At 71.4% G+C, this 17,712-nt stretch carries 10 protein-coding genes and 1 pseudogene; 4 read left to right on the top strand and 7 right to left on the bottom strand.

The window, feature by feature from the left end; translation table 11 throughout:
- The 4 genes and pseudogenes from AB0E91_RS04575 to glgB form a co-directional block, all read left to right on the top strand.
- Positions 1–829 (top strand): annotated as a pseudogene (locus AB0E91_RS04575) (alpha-1,4-glucan--maltose-1-phosphate maltosyltransferase); the annotation flags it as partial.
- Positions 826–2,526: a maltose alpha-D-glucosyltransferase gene (gene treS / locus AB0E91_RS04580; RefSeq protein ID WP_361775182.1), complete on the top strand. Its 1,701-nt coding sequence runs from the start codon at positions 826–828 to the stop codon at positions 2,524–2,526. The pseudogene AB0E91_RS04575 and the gene treS, both read left to right, overlap by 4 nt.
- A gap of 95 nt (positions 2,527–2,621) precedes the next feature.
- Complete coding sequence (locus tag AB0E91_RS04585; RefSeq protein ID WP_361775185.1) at positions 2,622–4,022, top strand: phosphotransferase; 1,401 nt, start codon at positions 2,622–2,624, stop codon at positions 4,020–4,022.
- Between the two features lie 274 nt (positions 4,023–4,296).
- On the top strand, positions 4,297–6,531 hold the full coding sequence (glgB, locus tag AB0E91_RS04590; RefSeq protein ID WP_361777246.1) for a 1,4-alpha-glucan branching enzyme: 2,235 nt from the start codon (positions 4,297–4,299) through the stop codon (positions 6,529–6,531).
- Between the two features lie 43 nt (positions 6,532–6,574).
- Here the strand turns inward: glgB and AB0E91_RS04595 are convergent, their stop codons facing one another.
- From AB0E91_RS04595 to AB0E91_RS04625, 7 genes are all read right to left on the bottom strand, one after another.
- Positions 6,575–8,857 (bottom strand): UvrD-helicase domain-containing protein, encoded by a 2,283-nt coding sequence (locus AB0E91_RS04595; protein ID WP_361775188.1) that lies wholly within the window; start codon positions 8,855–8,857, stop codon positions 6,575–6,577.
- 152 nt (positions 8,858–9,009) lie between these two features.
- Complete coding sequence (locus tag AB0E91_RS04600; protein ID WP_361775191.1) at positions 9,010–9,348, bottom strand: thioredoxin domain-containing protein; 339 nt, start codon at positions 9,346–9,348, stop codon at positions 9,010–9,012.
- Positions 9,345–9,770 carry a MerR family transcriptional regulator gene (locus tag AB0E91_RS04605; protein ID WP_361775194.1) on the bottom strand — a complete coding sequence of 142 codons (426 nt, stop codon included), beginning with the start codon at positions 9,768–9,770 and terminating at the stop codon, positions 9,345–9,347. The genes AB0E91_RS04600 and AB0E91_RS04605 overlap by 4 nt, the downstream gene beginning before the upstream one ends.
- A 43-nt stretch (positions 9,771–9,813) precedes the next feature.
- Complete coding sequence (locus tag AB0E91_RS04610) at positions 9,814–11,235, bottom strand: DUF6177 family protein (RefSeq protein WP_361775197.1); 1,422 nt, start codon at positions 11,233–11,235, stop codon at positions 9,814–9,816.
- Positions 11,232–15,239, bottom strand: coding sequence for a type VII secretion protein EccCb (gene eccCb, locus AB0E91_RS04615; protein WP_361775200.1), 4,008 nt, complete (start codon positions 15,237–15,239; stop codon positions 11,232–11,234). The genes AB0E91_RS04610 and eccCb overlap by 4 nt, the downstream gene beginning before the upstream one ends.
- Positions 15,236–16,366 carry a type VII secretion protein gene (locus AB0E91_RS04620; RefSeq protein ID WP_361775203.1) on the bottom strand — a complete coding sequence of 377 codons (1,131 nt, stop codon included), beginning with the start codon at positions 16,364–16,366 and terminating at the stop codon, positions 15,236–15,238. The genes eccCb and AB0E91_RS04620 overlap by 4 nt, the downstream gene beginning before the upstream one ends.
- 16 nt (positions 16,367–16,382) lie before the next feature.
- Positions 16,383–17,699 carry an EsaB/YukD family protein gene (locus tag AB0E91_RS04625; protein ID WP_361777249.1) on the bottom strand — a complete coding sequence of 439 codons (1,317 nt, stop codon included), beginning with the start codon at positions 17,697–17,699 and terminating at the stop codon, positions 16,383–16,385.
- Between the last annotated feature and the right edge of the window lie 13 nt (positions 17,700–17,712).

Raw genomic sequence — 17,712 nt, forward strand, 5'->3', positions numbered from 1 at the left:
GGTCGTCTTCTGGGAACGCGTCATCGGCGAGATCAACCGCGCCGACCCCGACGTCCTCTTCCTGGCCGAGGCGTTCACCCGCCCCGCGATGATGCGCACCCTCGCGCAGGTCGGCTTCCAGCAGTCGTACACCTACTTCACCTGGCGGAACGACAAACGGGAGTTGACGGAGTACCTCACCGAACTCTCGGGGGAGACGGCCGCGTACATGCGGCCCAACTTCTTCCCCAACACCCCGGACATCCTGCATGCCTACCTCCAGCACGGAGGGCGTCCCGCCTTCGAGGTCCGGGCCGTGCTCGCGGCCACACTGTCGCCCTCGTGGGGCATCTACAGCGGCTACGAGCTCTGTGAGAACGCTCCGTTGAGGGAGGGCGGCGAGGAGTACCTCGATTCGGAGAAGTACCAGCTCAGGCCACGTGACTGGGAGGCCGCCGCCCTGGAGGGGCGGACCATCGCCCCCCTCGTCACGCGCCTCAACGAGATCCGCAGGCAGAACCCGGCGCTGCACCGGTTGCGCGGCCTCCACTTCCACGAGACGGACAAGGAATCGGTGATCGCCTATTCGAAACGCAGCGGTTCGAACACGGTTCTGGTCGTCGTCAACCTCGACCCGCACCACACCCAGGAGGCCACCATCTCGTTGGACATGCCGCAACTCGGCCTCGACTGGCACGAGTCGGTGCCGGTGCGCGACCTGCTCACCGGCGAGTCCTATCACTGGGGCAGGGCCAACTATGTGCGACTCGAACCGGGTCGTCGACCCGCGCATGTGTTCTCGGTTCTGCGACCGTCCAACCCGCAGATCGGAGGGTCACCCACCATATGATCGTCAACGAACCCGTCCCGGACACGTTCGAGGACACTCCAGCCCGGGACCGCGACCCTGAGTGGTTCAAGCGCGCCGTCTTCTACGAGGTCCTGGTGCGTTCCTTCCAGGACAGCAATGGCGACGGCATCGGGGACCTGAAGGGTCTCACCGCCAAACTCGACTACCTGCAATGGCTGGGCGTCGACTGCCTGTGGCTGCCGCCGTTCTTCAAGTCCCCGCTGCGTGACGGCGGTTACGACGTCTCGGACTACACCGCCGTACTCCCCGAGTTCGGCGACCTCGCGGACTTCGTGGACTTCGTGGACGCCGCCCACCAGCGGGGCATGCGCGTCGTCATCGACTTCGTCATGAACCACACTAGTGACCAGCATCCGTGGTTCCAGGAGTCCCGCGAGAACCCCGAAGGCCCCTACGGCGACTACTACGTCTGGGCGGACGACGACAAGCAGTACCAGGACGCCCGGATCATCTTCGTCGACACCGAGGCGTCGAACTGGACGTACGACCCGGTACGCAAGCAGTACTACTGGCACCGCTTCTTCTCGCACCAGCCGGACCTGAACTACGAGAACCCGGCCGTCCAGGAGGAGATGATCTCCGCCCTGAAGTTCTGGCTGGACCTCGGCATCGACGGGTTCCGGCTGGACGCGGTGCCCTATCTGTACCAGCGGGAGGGCACCAACTGCGAGAACCTGCCCGCCACGCACGACTTCCTGAAGCGCGTGCGCAAGGAGATCGACGCGCAGTACCCCGACAAGGTCCTGCTGGCGGAGGCGAACCAGTGGCCGGAGGACGTCGTCGACTACTTCGGCGACTACCAGGCGGGCGGCGACGAATGCCACATGGCGTTCCACTTCCCGGTCATGCCGCGCATCTTCATGGCCGTACGCCGTGAGTCCCGCTACCCGGTCTCCGAGATCCTCGCCAAGACACCCTCGATCCCGTCGAGTTGCCAGTGGGGCATCTTCCTGCGCAACCACGACGAACTGACCCTGGAGATGGTCACCGACGAGGAACGCGACTACATGTGGGCCGAATACGCGAAGGACCCGCGTATGCGCGCCAACATCGGCATCCGCCGCCGCCTCGCCCCTCTCCTCGACAACGACCGGAATCAAATCGAGCTGTTCACCGCCCTGTTGCTGTCCCTGCCCGGCTCGCCGATCCTCTACTACGGCGACGAGATCGGCATGGGCGACAACATCTGGCTCGGCGACCGCGACGCGGTGCGCACGCCGATGCAGTGGACCCCCGACCGCAACGCGGGCTTCTCCTCCAGCGATCCGGGCCGGCTCTACCTCCCCACGATCATGGACCCGGTGTACGGCTACCAGGTCGCCAACGTCGAGGCGTCCATGTCCTCGCCGTCGAGCCTGCTGCACTGGACCCGCCGGATGATCGAGATCCGCAAGCAGAACCCCGCCTTCGGACTCGGCACCTACACCGAACTGCCGTCCTCCAACCCGGCGGTCCTCGCCTTCCTGCGGGAGTACGAGGACGACATCGTGGTCTGCGTGCACAACTTCTCGCGGTTCGCGCAGCCGACGGAGCTGGATCTGCGCCGGTTCATCGGGCGGCATCCGGTCGAGCTGTTCGGCGGGGTGCGCTTCCCGGCCGTGGGCGAACTGCCGTATCTGCTCACGCTGGCGGGGCACGGCTTCTACTGGTTCCGGCTCCGCGAGGACGCCGCGTAGTCCGGCCACAGGGGGGCGGCGGGCGGTTTCCGTCGCCCCACCCGGGGCACGTTGAGTAACACCCCGAACACGACCGGGGAAAGGACACGACGCCCATGGCGGAAACGGTCACCCCCTCCGGCACCACCCCAACCGGCACCACCGCTCCGCTCCTCGCCTCGCTCGACCCCTTGCTGCGCGAATGGCTGCCGCGGCAGCGCTGGTTCGCCGGGAAGGGGCGCCCGGTCACCGGGTTCACCCTCGTCGCCGCGACCGAACTACTGCCCATCGAGGGCCGGTTGGGGCTGTACCACCTGTTGCTGCGCGTCCATCAGTCCGCCGCGCCCGGCGCCCCGCCGCAGCCCGACGACTGCTACCAGCTCCTGATAGGTGTGCGCGAGGCGCTGCCGCCCAGGCTCGCGCCCGCGCTGATCGGCCATGTGTCCTCGGGCCCGCTCGCCGGACGCACGGTGTACGAGGCACTGCACGACCCCCGGCCCGCCGAAGTGCTCCTGGAGGCCCTGCGCACCCGGGCCCGCGTCGGCGCCCTCGCCTTCGAGCGGGCGGAGGGACAGGAGATCCGGGACGGTCTGGTGGCCCGGCTGCTGACCTCCGAGCAGTCCAACTCCTCGGTGGTGTACGGAGATACGTTCATCCTGAAGCTGCTGCGCCGGGTCACCCCGGGCGTCAACCCCGACCTGGAGTTACCCCTCGCCCTGGCCCGCGAGGGCTGCGCCCGGGTGCCCGCGCCCGTGGCCTGGCTGCACACCGAACTGGACGCCGAGCCGTACGTCCTGGCCGTCCTCCAGCCGTACGTCAGCGGCGCGGCCGACGGCTGGGAGCTGGCGCTGCGCGAGCTGGCCAAGGGCGAGGACTTCGCCGCCGAGGCGCGGGCGCTGGGCCGGGCCACCGCCGAGGTGCACACCGCGCTCGCGCGCGCGTTGCCCACGGTCACGCTCGGCCAGGCCCAGTTGCGGCAACTGGTGGACGGCATGGCCGAGCGGCTGACGGCGGCCGTACGTGCGGTGCCCGCGCTGCGGCCGTACGAGCCGGGGCTGCGCTCGGCCTACGCGGCGCTGGCCGATCTGGCCGCCGAGGGCCGTACCTGGACCGCGCAGCGGGTGCACGGCGATCTGCATCTCGGTCAGTGCCTGCGCTCGCCGTCCGGGTCCTGGTCGCTGATCGACTTCGAGGGCGAGCCGTCCCGGCCGCTGGCCGAGCGGCGACTGCCGCAGCCGGTGGTGCGCGATGTCGCCGGGATGCTGCGTTCCTTCGACTACGCCGCCCACTCGGCCCGCCCGCCCGCGACCGACTGGGCGCACACCTGCCGGTCCGCCTACTGCTCCGGCTACGCCGAGGTCGCGGGCCGCGACCCGCGCGCCGATCCGGTGCTGCTGCGCGCCTACGAGACCGACAAGGCGGTCTACGAGGTCGTCTACGAGGCCCGGCACCGCCCCGAGTGGCTGCCGGTCCCGCTCTCGGCCGTCCGCCGCCTGGCCGCACCGGATCCGGCTTGACCCCGCCCTGCCTCCCCCTCACCCGACCCGCCCGGGAGAACCGTCCGTGACGCCCAAGAAGCGAGCCACGTCGAAGAACAAGTCCGCCAAGAACCAGACCGGCGGGGCGGCGAAGGCCGCCAAGTCGGCCAAGTCCGTCAAGCCCGTCAAGCCTGCCGAGTCGAAGCCCGTGAAGGGCCCGGAGGCGCCGGAGGCCTTTGAAACCCCGGAGGCCCCGCAGACCGGTCGGGGCCCGGCGATCCCCCAGGCCCGCGCGCCGCAGGACACCCCGCGGATGCCCGCCCCGCGCACCGAACCCGCTTCCCCACCCCCTTCACCCCCCGTCTCCCCCGCCCTCGGCGCGGACGACCGCGCTCGGCTGCTGCTCGGCACCCACCACGACCCGCACTCCGTCCTCGGCGCGCACGCCATGCCCGGCGGGGTCGCCTTCCGGGTCTTCCGTCCGTACGCCCAGGCGGTCACCGTGGCCATCGGCGAGGTGCGGGCCGCGCTGCACGACGACGGCGACGGATTCTTCTCCGGCCTGCTGCCCCTCACCGATGTGCCGGTCCACCGGCTGCTGGTGACCTACGACGGCACCGTGCACGAGACCGAGGACCCCTACCGTTTCCTGCCCACCCTCGGCGACCTGGACCTCCATCTGATCGGAGAGGGCCGCCACGAGGAGCTGTGGAAGGCGCTCGGCGCGCGGGTCATGACCCACCAGGGCGTGACCGGCACCCGTTTCTCGGTGTGGGCGCCGAACGCGCGGGGCGTGCGGGTCGCGGGCGGCTTCGACTTCTGGGACGCGACCGGGTATCCGATGCGCTCGCTGGGCTCCAGCGGGGTGTGGGAGCTGTTCGTGCCCGGGGTCGGGGAGGGCGAGCTGTACAAGTTCGAGATCACCCGGCCGGACGGCTCGCACACCCTGCGCGCCGACCCGATGGCCCGGCGCACCGAGGTCCCGCCCGCCACCTCCTCGGTGGTGGAGGTCTCGCACCACGAGTGGGGTGACGCGGAGTGGATGGATCGACGTGGTGAACAGGCGGTGCACGAGGCGCCGTTCTCCGTGTACGAGGTCCACCTGCCGTCCTGGCGACCAGGGTTGACGTATCGCCAACTTGCCGACCAGCTCACCGCGTACGTCAGCGATCTCGGCTTCACCCACGTGGAGTTGATGCCGGTCGCGGAGCATCCCTTCGGCGGTTCCTGGGGCTATCAGGTCACCGGTTTCTACGCCCCGACGGCACGGCTCGGTACCCCGGACGACTTCAAGTACCTGGTGGACCGGCTGCATCAGGCGGGCATCGGGGTGCTGATGGACTGGGTGCCCGCGCACTTCCCGCGCGACGACTGGGCACTGGCGGAGTTCGACGGGCGCCCGCTGTACGAGCACCACGATCCGCTGCGGGCGGCCCATCCCGACTGGGGCACGCTGGAGTTCGACTTCGGGCGCCGCGAGGTGCGCAACTTCCTTGTGGCGAACGCGGTGTACTGGTGCGAGGAATTCCACATCGACGGGCTGCGCGTGGACGCGGTCGCCTCGATGCTCTACCTCGACTACTCGCGCGAGCCCGGCCAGTGGACGCCGAACGAGCGGGGCGGCCGGGAGAACCTGGACGCGGTGGCCTTCCTCCAGGAGATGAACGCCACCGTCTACCGGCGCTGCCCCGGCGTGGTGACCATCGCCGAGGAGTCCACCGCCTGGGACGGCGTGACCCGGCCCACCCATCACCGGGGTCCGAGCGGCTTCGGCGGTCTGGGTTTCGGGCTGAAGTGGAACATGGGCTGGATGCACGACTCGCTGGAGTACATGAGCCACGACCCCGTGCACCGCAAGTACCACCACCACGAGATGACGTTCTCGATGGTGTACGCGTACAGCGAGAACTACGTCCTGCCCCTCTCGCACGACGAAGTGGTCCACGGCAAGCGGTCGTTGGTGTCGAAGATGCCGGGCGACTGGTGGCAGCAGCGGGCGAGCCTGCGCGCCTACCTGGCCTTCATGTGGGCCCACCCCGGCAAGCAACTGCTCTTCATGGGTCAGGAGTTCGCCCAGGGCGCGGAGTGGTCCGAGGCCCACGGCCCGGACTGGTGGCTGCTCGACCCGTCGTACGGCGCCGCCGCCGACCACCGGGGCGTGCGCGACCTGGTGCGCGACCTCAACACCCGGTACCGCGCCGCCCCGGCCCTGTGGCAGCGGGACACCGACCCCTCGGGCTTCGCCTGGGTCATGGGCGACGCGGCCGACGACAACGTCCTCGCCTTCCTGCGCCGCGACGCCGACGGCACCCCGCTCCTGGCGGTGTCCCACTTCTCCCCGGCGGTCCGCCACGACTACCGCCTCGGCGTCCCCGACGACATCCCCGCCTGGCACGAAACCCTCAACACCGACAGCGCCCACTACGGCGGCAGCGACGTCACCAACCCGGACGTGATCAAGCCGGAGCCGCAACCCTGGCACGGCTTCCCGGCGAGCATCCGGCTGACGCTGCCGCCGCTGGCTACGGTGTGGCTGCGGCCGGCCTGACCTGGGCCCGGTCCGGGAGCCGTGCGCTCCCGGACCGGTGCCGTCACACGGTGGCCGGGGCCAGCCCCGCCGGGAGCTTCTCGCTGTGCAGGACGCCCAGGCGCTGGGTGGCGCGGGTCAGGGCGACGTACAGGTCGCTCGTGCCGTAGTCGCCGGGTTCCACCACCAGGACCGAGTCGAATTCGAGGCCCTTGGCCTGGCGGGGGTCGAGGAGGACGACGTGCCGGGTCAGGTCGGGTTCGGCTCCGGCGGTGATGCCGTCGAGGCGGGCGGCGAGGGACTGGTGGAGGGGGCGCGGGGCGATGATCGCCAAGCGGCCCTCGTCCGGGGTGAGTTCGGCGGCCGCCTCGGCGACGGCGCCGGGGAGGTCGTCGGTCACCTCGCGCACCCAGGGCCGTACGCCGGTCGAGCGGACGGAGGTGGGCGGCTCGAAGTCCGGGTCGGTGGCGCGGACCACGCCCGCGGCGAGGTCCATGATCTCGGACGGGGTGCGGTAGTTGACCCCGAGGCGGGTGTGTTCCCAGCGGTCCTCGACGTAGGGCGCGAGGATGTCCGACCAGGAGCCGACGCCCGCCGCCTCGGCGGTCTGGGCGGGGTCGCCGACCAGGGTCATGGAGCGGGTCGGACTGCGCCGCATCAGCAACCGCCAGGCCATCGGGGAGAGTTCCTGCGCCTCGTCCACGATGATGTGCCCGAACGCCCAGGTTCGGTCGGCGGCGGCGCGCTCGGCGGCGCTGCGGTGGTCGGCCTCCTCGTGGCGCTCGGCGAAGCGCTCGGCGTCGATGATGTCGTGCGCCGAGAGCACCTCGGAGGCGTCGGCGTCCTGCTCCTCCTTGTCGTCGAACTCGTAGGTGCGGGAGGCGTACGACACGTCCAGCACGCCCTGTGCGAAGGCGATCTGGTGCTGCCGCTCGCGTTCCGCGCGGGCGCGGATCATCCGGTCGTCCTCGCCGAGGAGTTCGGCGGCCTCGTCCAGCAGCGGCACGTCCGCGACGGTCCAGGCGCGGGTCTCCGGGCGGCGGATCGCATCGGCGTCCGCCGCCGGGAGGTGGCCGTCGGGCTCCTCGAGGAAGTCCGCGATCAGCCGGCGCGGGGTGACGCGGGGCCACAACTGGTCGATGGCGGACCAGACTTCGGGGTTCTCGGCGAGTTCGTCGCGGATCTGGGTGATGTCGGAGGGGTCAAGGAGGCTGGTGCCGTCGTAGGGGTCGGTGCCCACGCGTTCGGCGTACAGCTCGGTCAGCGCGTTGAGGATGTGCCCCTCGAAGTGCTCGCGGGCCACGTTGTGCGGCAGCCCGGTCGCTCGGGTGCGCTCGCGGGCGACGCCGACGAGCCCCTGGTCGAGCATCAGCACCTCGCGGTCGTGCTCGACGGCGATCACCGGGTCGGGCAGCGCCTGCCGGTCGCGTACGACGGCGGCGATCACGTCGGCCATCTCCGCGCGGCCCTTCACGGCGGCGGCCTCGGGGGTGTCCGTGGCGGTGGCCTTCACCCCGGGGAACAGCTCGCCGACGGTGGCCAGCAGTACGCCGGTCTCGCCGAGCGAGGGCAGCACCTCGCCGATGTAGCCGAGGAAGGCCGGGTTGGGGCCGACGATGAGGACGGCGCGGCGGGCCAGCAGCTCGCGGTGCTCGTAGAGGAGGTAGGCGGCGCGGTGCAGGGCCACCGCGGTCTTGCCGGTGCCGGGGCCGCCCTCGACCACGAGCACGCCCCGGTGCGGGGCCCGGATGATCTCGTCCTGTTCGGCCTGGATGGTGCGCACGATGTCGCCCATGCGGCCGGTGCGGGCAGAGTTCAGCGCGGCGAGGAGCACGGCGTCGCCGGTGGGGTCCTCGTGTCCGGTGCGCTCCTGGTCGCCGAGGTCGAGGATCTCGTCGTGCAGGGAGGTGACGCTGCGGCCCTCGGTGGTGATGTGCCGGCGGCGGCGCAGGCCCATCGGGGTGTGCCCGGTGGCGAGATAGAAGGGACGGGCGACGTCGGCACGCCAGTCGATGAGGACCGGGGTGCGTTCGGCGTCCTCCTCGCGCAGTCCGATGCGGCCGATGTGGTGGGTGGTTCCGTCGGACATGTCGATCCGGCCGAAGCAGAGGGAGCCGTCGACGGAGTTCAGCGCGGCGAGCAGCCCGGAGCGCTCGGCGACCAGGATGTCCCGCTCCAGCCGAGCCTGCTGGGGCTTGTCGCCCTGCGCGAGGGCGTCCTCGACCGAGGTCTCGGCCTCGCCGCGCAGCACGTCGACGCGCTCGTACAGTCCGTCGATGAATTCCTGCTCGTGCCGCAATTCATCGTCCGGAAATTCTGTGTTTGACAATTCCACTCCCGCCCGCATATACTGTGCTCACTGAACTTCTTCGCGATCACCTTTACGGAAGTCGCGAATCAATGAATATACATAAGGAAATCCCCCGAGCGCAATTGCTCGGGGGATTTCCTTATGCCCGCAAGGCCGCGGAGGGGGCCTGCGGGAGCCCTCCAGGGGTCTCACAGCACGTCGGCGTCGGCCAGCTCCTCCAGCAGCCGTCGCTTGGAGCGTGCTCCCACCATCGACCTGACCGGCGCGCCGTCGCGGTAGACGACCAGGGTCGGCGCAGAGAGCACGCCGTGCGCGAGGGCCGTCGCCGGGTTGCGGTCCACGTCCACCTGGACGACCTTGAGCCGGTCGCCCTCACTGAAGGCGATGTCCTTCAGCACCGGCACCATCTGGCGGCACGGCCCGCACCAGTCGGCCGTGAACTCCACAAGGACCGGCAGGTCGGACCCAACCACCTCCGCCGCGAAATCCGCGTCCGTCACTTCGGCCAGTCCGCTCGCCACGCTCATCGCGGCCCTCCCAGTTCGCACGAAGGCTCCGGACCCCCCGGAACCAGCGACTCGGCGGCCAGCTCCGCACGCGCCTCCTCGGCCCGCCGCAACTGCCCCGCGACCGTCTCCCGCACCGCCGCGAGCTGCCCGATCAACTCGTCCAGCTCGTCCAGCTTGCGCCGGTAGACCACGAGCGACGCCGGACACGAGTCGCCCTCGGGATGCCCGGCCCGCAGACACTCCACGAACGGCCGCGTCTCCTCCAGCTCGAACCCGAAGTCCCGCAGCGTCCGGATCTGCCGCAACACCCGCAGATCCCCCTCGTCGTACTCCCGGTACCCCTGCGCGTCCCGCCGCGCGGGCAACAGCCCCCGCGCCTCGTAGTACCGCAGAGCCCGGGTGGTCGTACCGGCCCGCGTGGCCAGCTCGCCGATTCGCATGTCAGGGACGGTAGGGGTTGACGTGGGGGGCAAGGCAAGGCGGTCAGCCGACTGAACCGGCCTTGAGGTGGCCGGAGAGGACCTGGAGTGCCGTCCAGGCGGCGGCGTCGGTTCCGTCGCCCAGGGGGTAGTGGAGAGCCGGAGCAGTCGCGGGACCCAGTTGCCGGGGCCGGAGGGCCAGGGGTGGCCGACGGGCGTGGGTGAGGCCGATGGTCCGTACGTCGCGCGGGCCGAGGGTGAAGGCGACCGGCAGGGGCGGGGGCTCCAGGAGCGACGGCTGCGTGAGATCGGCGCGGGCCACGCGCAGGGTGGTGAGCATGGTCGTCAGACCGTGTTCGCCGACCATCTTCTCGGCCAAGTGCTCCAAGGCGTCGAGGGGGACGTCGTCGGGTGCGGTGTAGCCGATGGTCAGGGTGGTGTCCTCGGCCACTCCGGCGGTGGTGCGCGTGACGCGGTGCGTCGCGATGGCGGGCCGGCCGGGGGTGCCGATGACAACGAGGTGGGTCGGCGCGGGTGCCCGGTCGCGGGACACCTCGGTCAGCTGACGTCGCGACCAGGGCAGGTTCACCGGCTCCGCCGTGCCCCAGCCTGCGGGTGGCGCGCCGGTGAGATGGTGCCAGGCGGTTTCCAGGGCCCCGCCCAGCTCCAGGTCTGCGTCGGGTGCGTGCACCGTGCGGAAGGAGACGGTGAGCTGCCGCTGCCCGGCGGGCGTGCCCCGCGCGGTGAACGCGTCGGCGATCTCTGTGCCGAGCGGGGTGAACGTGCCGTCGCGCCAGGCGAGCCGGACACCGGACAGGCCGTCGTGGTAGCCGCCCGCGGGGTCGTGGACCACCCACCGGTTGGGGGTGCCACCAAGCGCGGTGCGCAGTGGCAACGTCAGCCTGACGTGCGGCGGGGTGACGAGGTGAAACGCGCGGTCCGAGCGGGCGGCGGCGCGCAGGACGTCCGAGATCCACGCGGTGAGGGGGACGACGGGGCGGTCCGCCAGTACCACCGCAGTGGAATCGGTCAGCACGTCCACGACGGGCAGGGCGGCGGCGGTGTCCACGGCGCCGGTAGCCGTCGCCGGCAGCGTCCCGTCGTCGGAGACCGTCACGCGGGTGGCATGGCCGGCCTCGGGCGGCCATGTGATGCCGCCGAGCAGCATGGTCAGGCGGCCGCAGACGGATCCCGCGAGGGATTCGGCCGCGGGGACCGCTGTGGAAGCCCGTGTCTCGGTCCACCAGTACGGCGGCTCGGGTGCGCCGATCCGCGAACCGAGCAGCCGCTCGGCCTCGCCGGAGATGTGGACGAGAAACGGCGCCTCGACCGACACCAGCGGGCGCCCGTCCGCCGTGCAGAGCTGGAGGACGGCCCCGCCGTCCGTGGCGGTCAGAGCCAGCTCGGGTCCGCCCGCGTGCAGCGCGGCCAGCAGGGATCCGGTGTCGGGCATCTTCGGCGTGAGCGCGATGACGTCCTTGGTCATGCCGGTGCCTCCCCGGGCCCGCTCTCCGCCGCGAGGGCCGTCTGGATGAGCTGGTGTCGGCGGCCCCGCCGTACGAGAGTGCCCCGGCCCGGCGGCTGGGCGGAGGCGTACAGACCGGGGAAGAGCTGGCCCTCCGTACGGTCGCCCGTCATCACCAGCGCTGTCGTACCGGTCTCGCGCAGCGCCGTCAGGACGGGGTCGTACAGGGCGCGCGAGGCGCCCGCGACACGGCGCGCCACGACGAAGTGGAGTCCGATGTCCTGGGCGGCGGAGATGTACGGCAGGAACGGAGCGAGAGGCTGCGAGCCCGCCGCGGTGAGGACGTCGTAGTCGTCGACGAGGATCACGATGCGCGGGCCGGAGAAGCCGGGTTCTTCGTTCATGGCGTCGGGATCGACGGTCTCCGGGAGGCGCTTCTCCAGCTCGGCCTTGATGCCCTCGGCCAGCGCGAGGGAGAGCTTCGCGTTGTGCGCGTAGCCGCCCCTGTACGGTTCCGGCACCGCGCGGCGCAGGCCCCGCCGGGGATCGAAGACCGCGAACACCAGCTCGTCCTCGCCGTATCGGTCCACGAGTGCTTGGGAGACCAGCCGGAGCAGGTTCGTCCTGCCGCACTCGTTGTCCCCGAGAACCAGGAGGTGCTGGTCGGTCCCGAACAGGTCCAGGACGACCGGGGCCAGGGAGTCCTGGTCGACCCCGATCGGCACCGCGCGCGGTTCCTTGTCCGGGCCGGGCAGTCGTTGCGCGGGCAGGCGTGTCGGCAACACCCGGACAGGGGCAGCCGATTCACCGTGCCACGCGGCCCGCAGGGAACGCGCGGCGGATTCGAGGGCCGCACCCAGGTCCGCCGCCGAGGCGAGAGCGTCGAGTCTCGGGAGGGCGACCTGGGCGAACAGCTTGCCGTCGGTGAGGGCACGGCCCGGTGCGTCCGCAGGCAGGGTCTCGGAGAGCTTGCGGTCCACGGAGGAGTCGGTGGAGTCGTTCAGCCTGAGCTCGATCCGGCTGCCGAACATCGACTGCGTGGCGATGCGTACGTCATTCCAGCGGAGCATGCCCGCCACGACGTGGATGCCGTAACCGCCGCCCCGTCTGAGGAGGTCGGTCACCGGCTCGTCCAGGTCGGCGAACTCGTCCCGCAGTGCGCCGAACCCGTCGATGAGCAACACCACTTCGGTGGAGCCCAGTTCGGGCAGTTCGCCCTTGGCGCGCAGGGCACGGAGCTGGTCGACGGAGTCGATGCCGCGCTCGCGGAAGACCATCTCCCGCTCGGCGAGCATGGCGCGCACCTCGGCGACCGTGCGCGCGGCGCGTTCGTGGTCGGCACGTCCGGCGATGCCTCCGACGTGCGGCAGTCCGGCAAGCGCGCCGAGGCCGCCGCCGGCCAGGTCGAGCCCGTAGAGCGCGACATCGGGCGGGGTGTGTGTGACGGCCAGGGACAGGGCTAGGGTGCGCAGCAGCGTGGTCTTGCCGGACTGCGGGCCACCGATAACGGCGGTGTGGCCGCCGGCGGTGTTCAGGTCGTGCACCCACCGGCTCTGCCGCTGCCGCGCCGGGTCGTCCAGTATTCCGAGTGGCACTCGCAAGGGGCTGTCTGCTTCAGCGAGTCGCATTCCGTCGCCGGACACCCGCAGTGGTCCGGCCGCTCCGGTCAGCGTCACCGTCTCGGGCAGCGGGGGCAGCCAGATCCGGCGCACCGGTCTCCCGGCGCCCGCAAGTTGGTCCACGACGGTGGACAGCACCGTGGGCCCCGTCTCCCGCTCGCGCGGAACCGCCGTCCGGTCGTCGCTCTCCGAACCGGCGGGCGTGTCCAGCGTGTTGTAGGCCGGGTAGGGCCACGCCGAGGGCTCGTCGTCGGCCACCGCGGCCTGCCGGACCGGCCCGCGGTACGCACCGGAGACGAAACCCGCCTTGAAGCGCGTGTAGGTGGAAGTGTCGACCTTCAGGTAGCCGAAGCCGGGAAGCGGCGGCAGGGTGAAGGCGTCCGGGGTGTCCAGGACCGTCCGCGACTCGTCCGCCGAGAAGGTGCGCAGCCCGAGCCGGTAGGACAGATAGGTCTCGAGTCCCTTCAGCCTGCCGCTCTCGATGCGTTGACTGGACAACAGCAGATGCACGCCGATGGAGCGGCCGATCCGCCCGATGGAGAGGAACAGGTCGATGAAGTCCGGTTTGGCGGTCAGGAGTTCACCGAACTCGTCGATCACTACGAACAGATGTGGAAGGGGTTCGAGATCCGGGCGGCCGGTCTGTCGCAGCGATCGGTAGTGCCCGATGTCGGCGATGTTCCCGGCGTCCTTCAGTACCTGCTGGCGCCGCTTGATCTCACCGGCCAGCGAAGTGTGGACGCGCTCCACCAGGTCGGCCTGGTTCTCCAGGTTGGTGATGACACCCGACACATGGGGCAGCCGCGCGAACGGTGCGAAGGTGGCACCACCCTTGTAGTCGACCAGCACCATCGCCAGGTCCTCGGGCGGGTGCGTCGTCACCAGCGCGAGCACCAGAGTGCGCAGCAGTTCGCTCTTGCCGGAGCCCGTCGAGCCCACACACAGTCCGTGCGGTCCCATGCCGAGTTCCGACGACTCCTTCAGGTCGAGCAGAACCGGCTGGTGCCGATCGTCCAGCCCGATCGGCACACGCAGGAAGTCCCGCTCGCCACGTGGTGCCCACTGCCGCGGCAGGTCGAGCGCCGCCGCATCGTCGATGCCGAGCAGATACGGGAAGTCCACCGGCCCCGACACCGGTGCGCCCTCCGCGGACGACTCCGGGGACAGCCGCAGCGGCGCCAGCATCCGGGCGAGCCCCTCGGCCCCCGCGTCGCTCACCGGGTCCAGGGTTCCGGAGACCCGTACGACCCGCTCGCCCCGCAGATCCTCGACCACGACCCGGTCCTCGTCGACGACGATCCGCACCGCGACGTCACCGGGCTCCTGCACCTGCTCGGCGAGCAGATGCACGACCGTCACTCCCATGTCGGCGAGGGTCACGGCCGAGTCCGGGCGCGGGAGTTCGGCCGCGTTGTGCCCGTACTCGTCGCTCACCACGAGCAGACGGCTGCCGAGGCCGAGCGCCGCACGGCCGGCGAGTCCGCGGCGCACCTCGGCCGCGTAGGAGGCACGCTTCTTCAGGTCGGTTCCGATGACGTGGGCCAGCTGGGTCACGTCCGGTGCGATCCTGCGGGCGGCGACCGGGCCGTCGTCCGTGCCGGTGTCGAGTACGTGCGGCAGCCACTTGGCCCACTCCCACTCCGCCAGGCGCTCGCCGGGAACGCCTAGCCCGAGTGCCAGGTCGTCCGGCGCGTGCGTCACCGCGGCCTGCACGAGGAGCGCTCGCGCGACACGCAGGACCCCCTCGCGGTCGCCCACCACGCTCACATCGCCCGCGCGGTCCAGCGGCACCGTCAGCGGATGGCCGGCAGACGTGGTGAACCGGGCCTGAAGAGCGCGCGCCTCGTTCAGCATGAACGGGTCCGGTGGGGTGAGTACCCCGCCCACCGCGTTCTGCCCGACCACCACTTCCTGCACCGGCACATCGCCGACGCCCACACGCACCCGCAGGAAGTCCGCGTCCGTGCGCCGCCGTTCCCACAGCCGGGCCGGGTCGCGCAGGAGGTCGTACAGCGCCGCGGGCGGTGGGCTGAGTTCCCGTGCCGCCTGCCGTCGCGCCCGTTCGGCCGCGCCCAGTTCCTCCCGCAGTTCCTCCAGATACTCCAGATACCGTTCGCGCTGCACCCTGCGCTGACGCTGCGCCTTGCCGCGCTGCGACAGGAACAGCGCCACCGCGCCCAGGAGCGCGATGACGAGCACGACCGCGCCGAGTCCCGCGAACTGGCTGGACCGGATGACGGTCATCATCACCACGGACCCCATGACACCGGTCATGGGCAGCAGTGCGGTGGCCGCGCTGCCCATCTTGCCCTCGGGCAGATTCGGCGGCGGCTCGATGGTGCGCGCCTCGGTCTCGGGCAGCGGGCGGGTGGCCCGGGCCGGGCGGTGGATCAGGTGCTGTGTCAACGGACCCGCACCGCCCGCCGGAGCGCCTCCGCCGCCAGCCGTGTGGCCGCACGGCGTGTGGCCAAGGCGAGGAGTTCCGTACGGATGGGACCGCCGGCCGCGAGATGCCGGTCGTAGGGCAGGTGCACGATGGTGACCCCTGTCTCGCGCAGATGCGCCGTGGCCGTCTTCAGATCGAGGTTCATGTCGGGAGTGCCCGAGGTGAGGGCGACGGTGGTGGAAGCCAGGGCGTCGTGCGGAAGCCGGGCCAGCCAGTCGAGGACGACACGGGTGCCGCCGACGCCCTCGGCGGTGAGCGGCGCGACGACGACGCGGGCATGGGCGGTGTCCATCGCGGCACGGGCCACTTCGGCGGGCAGCGTCTCGCAGTCCACGACGGTGACGGCGAAGTACCGGCGCAGTGCCTGCGTCACCTTGAGGTAGACCCGCGTCTCCAGGGGCGCGCCGACCCGTCCCTGGCTCGCCGGCAGCAGCCAGCCGCCATCCGAGACGGGCACCAGATAGCCGGTGATGTCGGTGAGCTGCATGGACGGGGTGAGGATATGGGCCAGTTCGGCGCAGGACCAGCGCACCGACTCCGCGCCCATCCGCACGGGCAGCGTGCCGAGCGCGGCGTCCGCCTCCAGCGCAAGCACCGGGTCGTGCCGGTAGTGGTGGAGGGTACGGGCGAGCAGCGCGGCAGTCGTCGTCTTGCCGACTCCGCCCCGGATGGACGTCACGGCGATCACACGGCCCGTGGTCACCGGTTGCTGCAGCTCCAGCGCGATCCGCGTCTCCTCCGCGACCTCCTGCGAGGCGGACGCGGCCAGCCGCAGGATCGAGCGTCCGGTGCGCTGGGTGACTGAGTCCCCGTGTTGCGGCTTGCCGAGGGCCATGGCGAGGCGGGGGTCGATGGTGGGGACGGACTCGGGGGTGGGCAGCGGGCGGGCGAGGTCTGTGGGGGTGCGACGGACGGGGGAAGCGTGCGCAGGGGCCGGGTACGGGGCAACGCGCTGTTTCTCCGGCACCGGCGCATCGGACCCGGTGCTGTCGTCCGTGGGTACGGCGGCTGCCGGACTCGGCAGGGGTACGTCACTCCGCAGCTCCCGCAGCACCTCGTCCTGCCAGCCGTCCTGAGGCCGGGTCATGCTTGCCGCCTCCCGCTCACGCGAACGTGCCGAGCAACCGCCCGTACACCCCGAAGACGCCCATCACGAACGGGAACAGCGCGATCACCCCGATGGACTCCAGTACGTCGCCGAGCCGGCGCAGCCGTACCCGTACATGCTCGGGCGGCTGGACGACGAGGACGGCGAGCGGAACGACCGCCAGCGCCACCGGTACCGCGAGCGGAGCGGCCGTGTCCGACCGCTCCTGCCACACCCAGGCAAGCCGGACGAGCACCACCGCGGCGGCCACGAGCAGTGCGACCACCTCGGGGACCAGCGGGTACGCCCGCGCCCGCAGACCGAGCACCAGCGCCACGGCCACCCCGAGCAAGACCGTCCAGACCGAGACCGTGCGCAGCGCGAGCGCTCCGGCGACGGCGGCGGACGCGGCGGTCACGATCGTCGCCAGCACGAGCCCCCGGTGCGTGGCTGCGAGCGCGGTCGATACCTGATACCGGCTCACGGAGACCCCACCGGACCTGCGGTCGTCGAGCCCCGCGAGGCCCGAGGCCATCAGCGCGAACCTGGGCAGCAGCCCCAGCACGACCACGGACACCACGGCGAGCAGCGCCCCTGAACGTGCGGCCGGCTGGAAGAGGAGGGCGGCCTCCCAGCACAGGCCACCGCCCACGAGCGCGGCAGCGCCGAACAGTCCGCCCCGCCCGAGGGACGAGCACCAGCCGAGCAGCAGCAGTGCTCCTGCCAGGACCCCCACGACACCGGCGAGCCGTGCCGGCCCCGGCCAGTTGTGGGCATCCGCGAGACTCCAGATCCCGAGGACACCGAGGGCACCACCGGTGACGGCGAGCGTGGCAGCGAGCCCGCGCGCCCCGGTCCATCCGGCCACGGCGCCCGCGACCGCGCCGAGCACGGCGAGGACGACCAGCGCGGTACCCACCGTCTGTGCGGCGAACTCCTGTCGGGCGAGGGCGGATGCGGCGAGGGCCCAGGTGACCGTGGCAGCCCCGGCGACGACGCGTCGCGCCGCCGGGTTCCATCGCCAGGCCCGTACGTCCAGGTCGTCGGCGGCTTCGTCGGTCACATCGTGGATGACGGGCGCGGAAGGGGCGTCCTCCACGCGCACGAGCCGCAGCACCGCGCCGTCGGCCACGGCCGCCGACTCCAGGGTGGCGTCCGGCTCCAGGACACTGCCGTCGCCCGTGACCAGATGACGCATCTGCGGTCGTGTACCGACCTGGTCGTCCAGCAGCCGCATCACCTCGGGAAGCAGCCGTCCGACCGACTCCCGCGAAGGCAGGACCAGATCGACCCGCCGCCGCTCACCGACCAGAGTGACCCGGCTCAACGCCAGTCCCGTATGGCTC

This window comes from Streptomyces sp. NPDC026659, from assembly GCF_040638245.1.
In the GTDB taxonomy this organism is placed as follows: domain Bacteria; phylum Actinomycetota; class Actinomycetes; order Streptomycetales; family Streptomycetaceae; genus Streptomyces.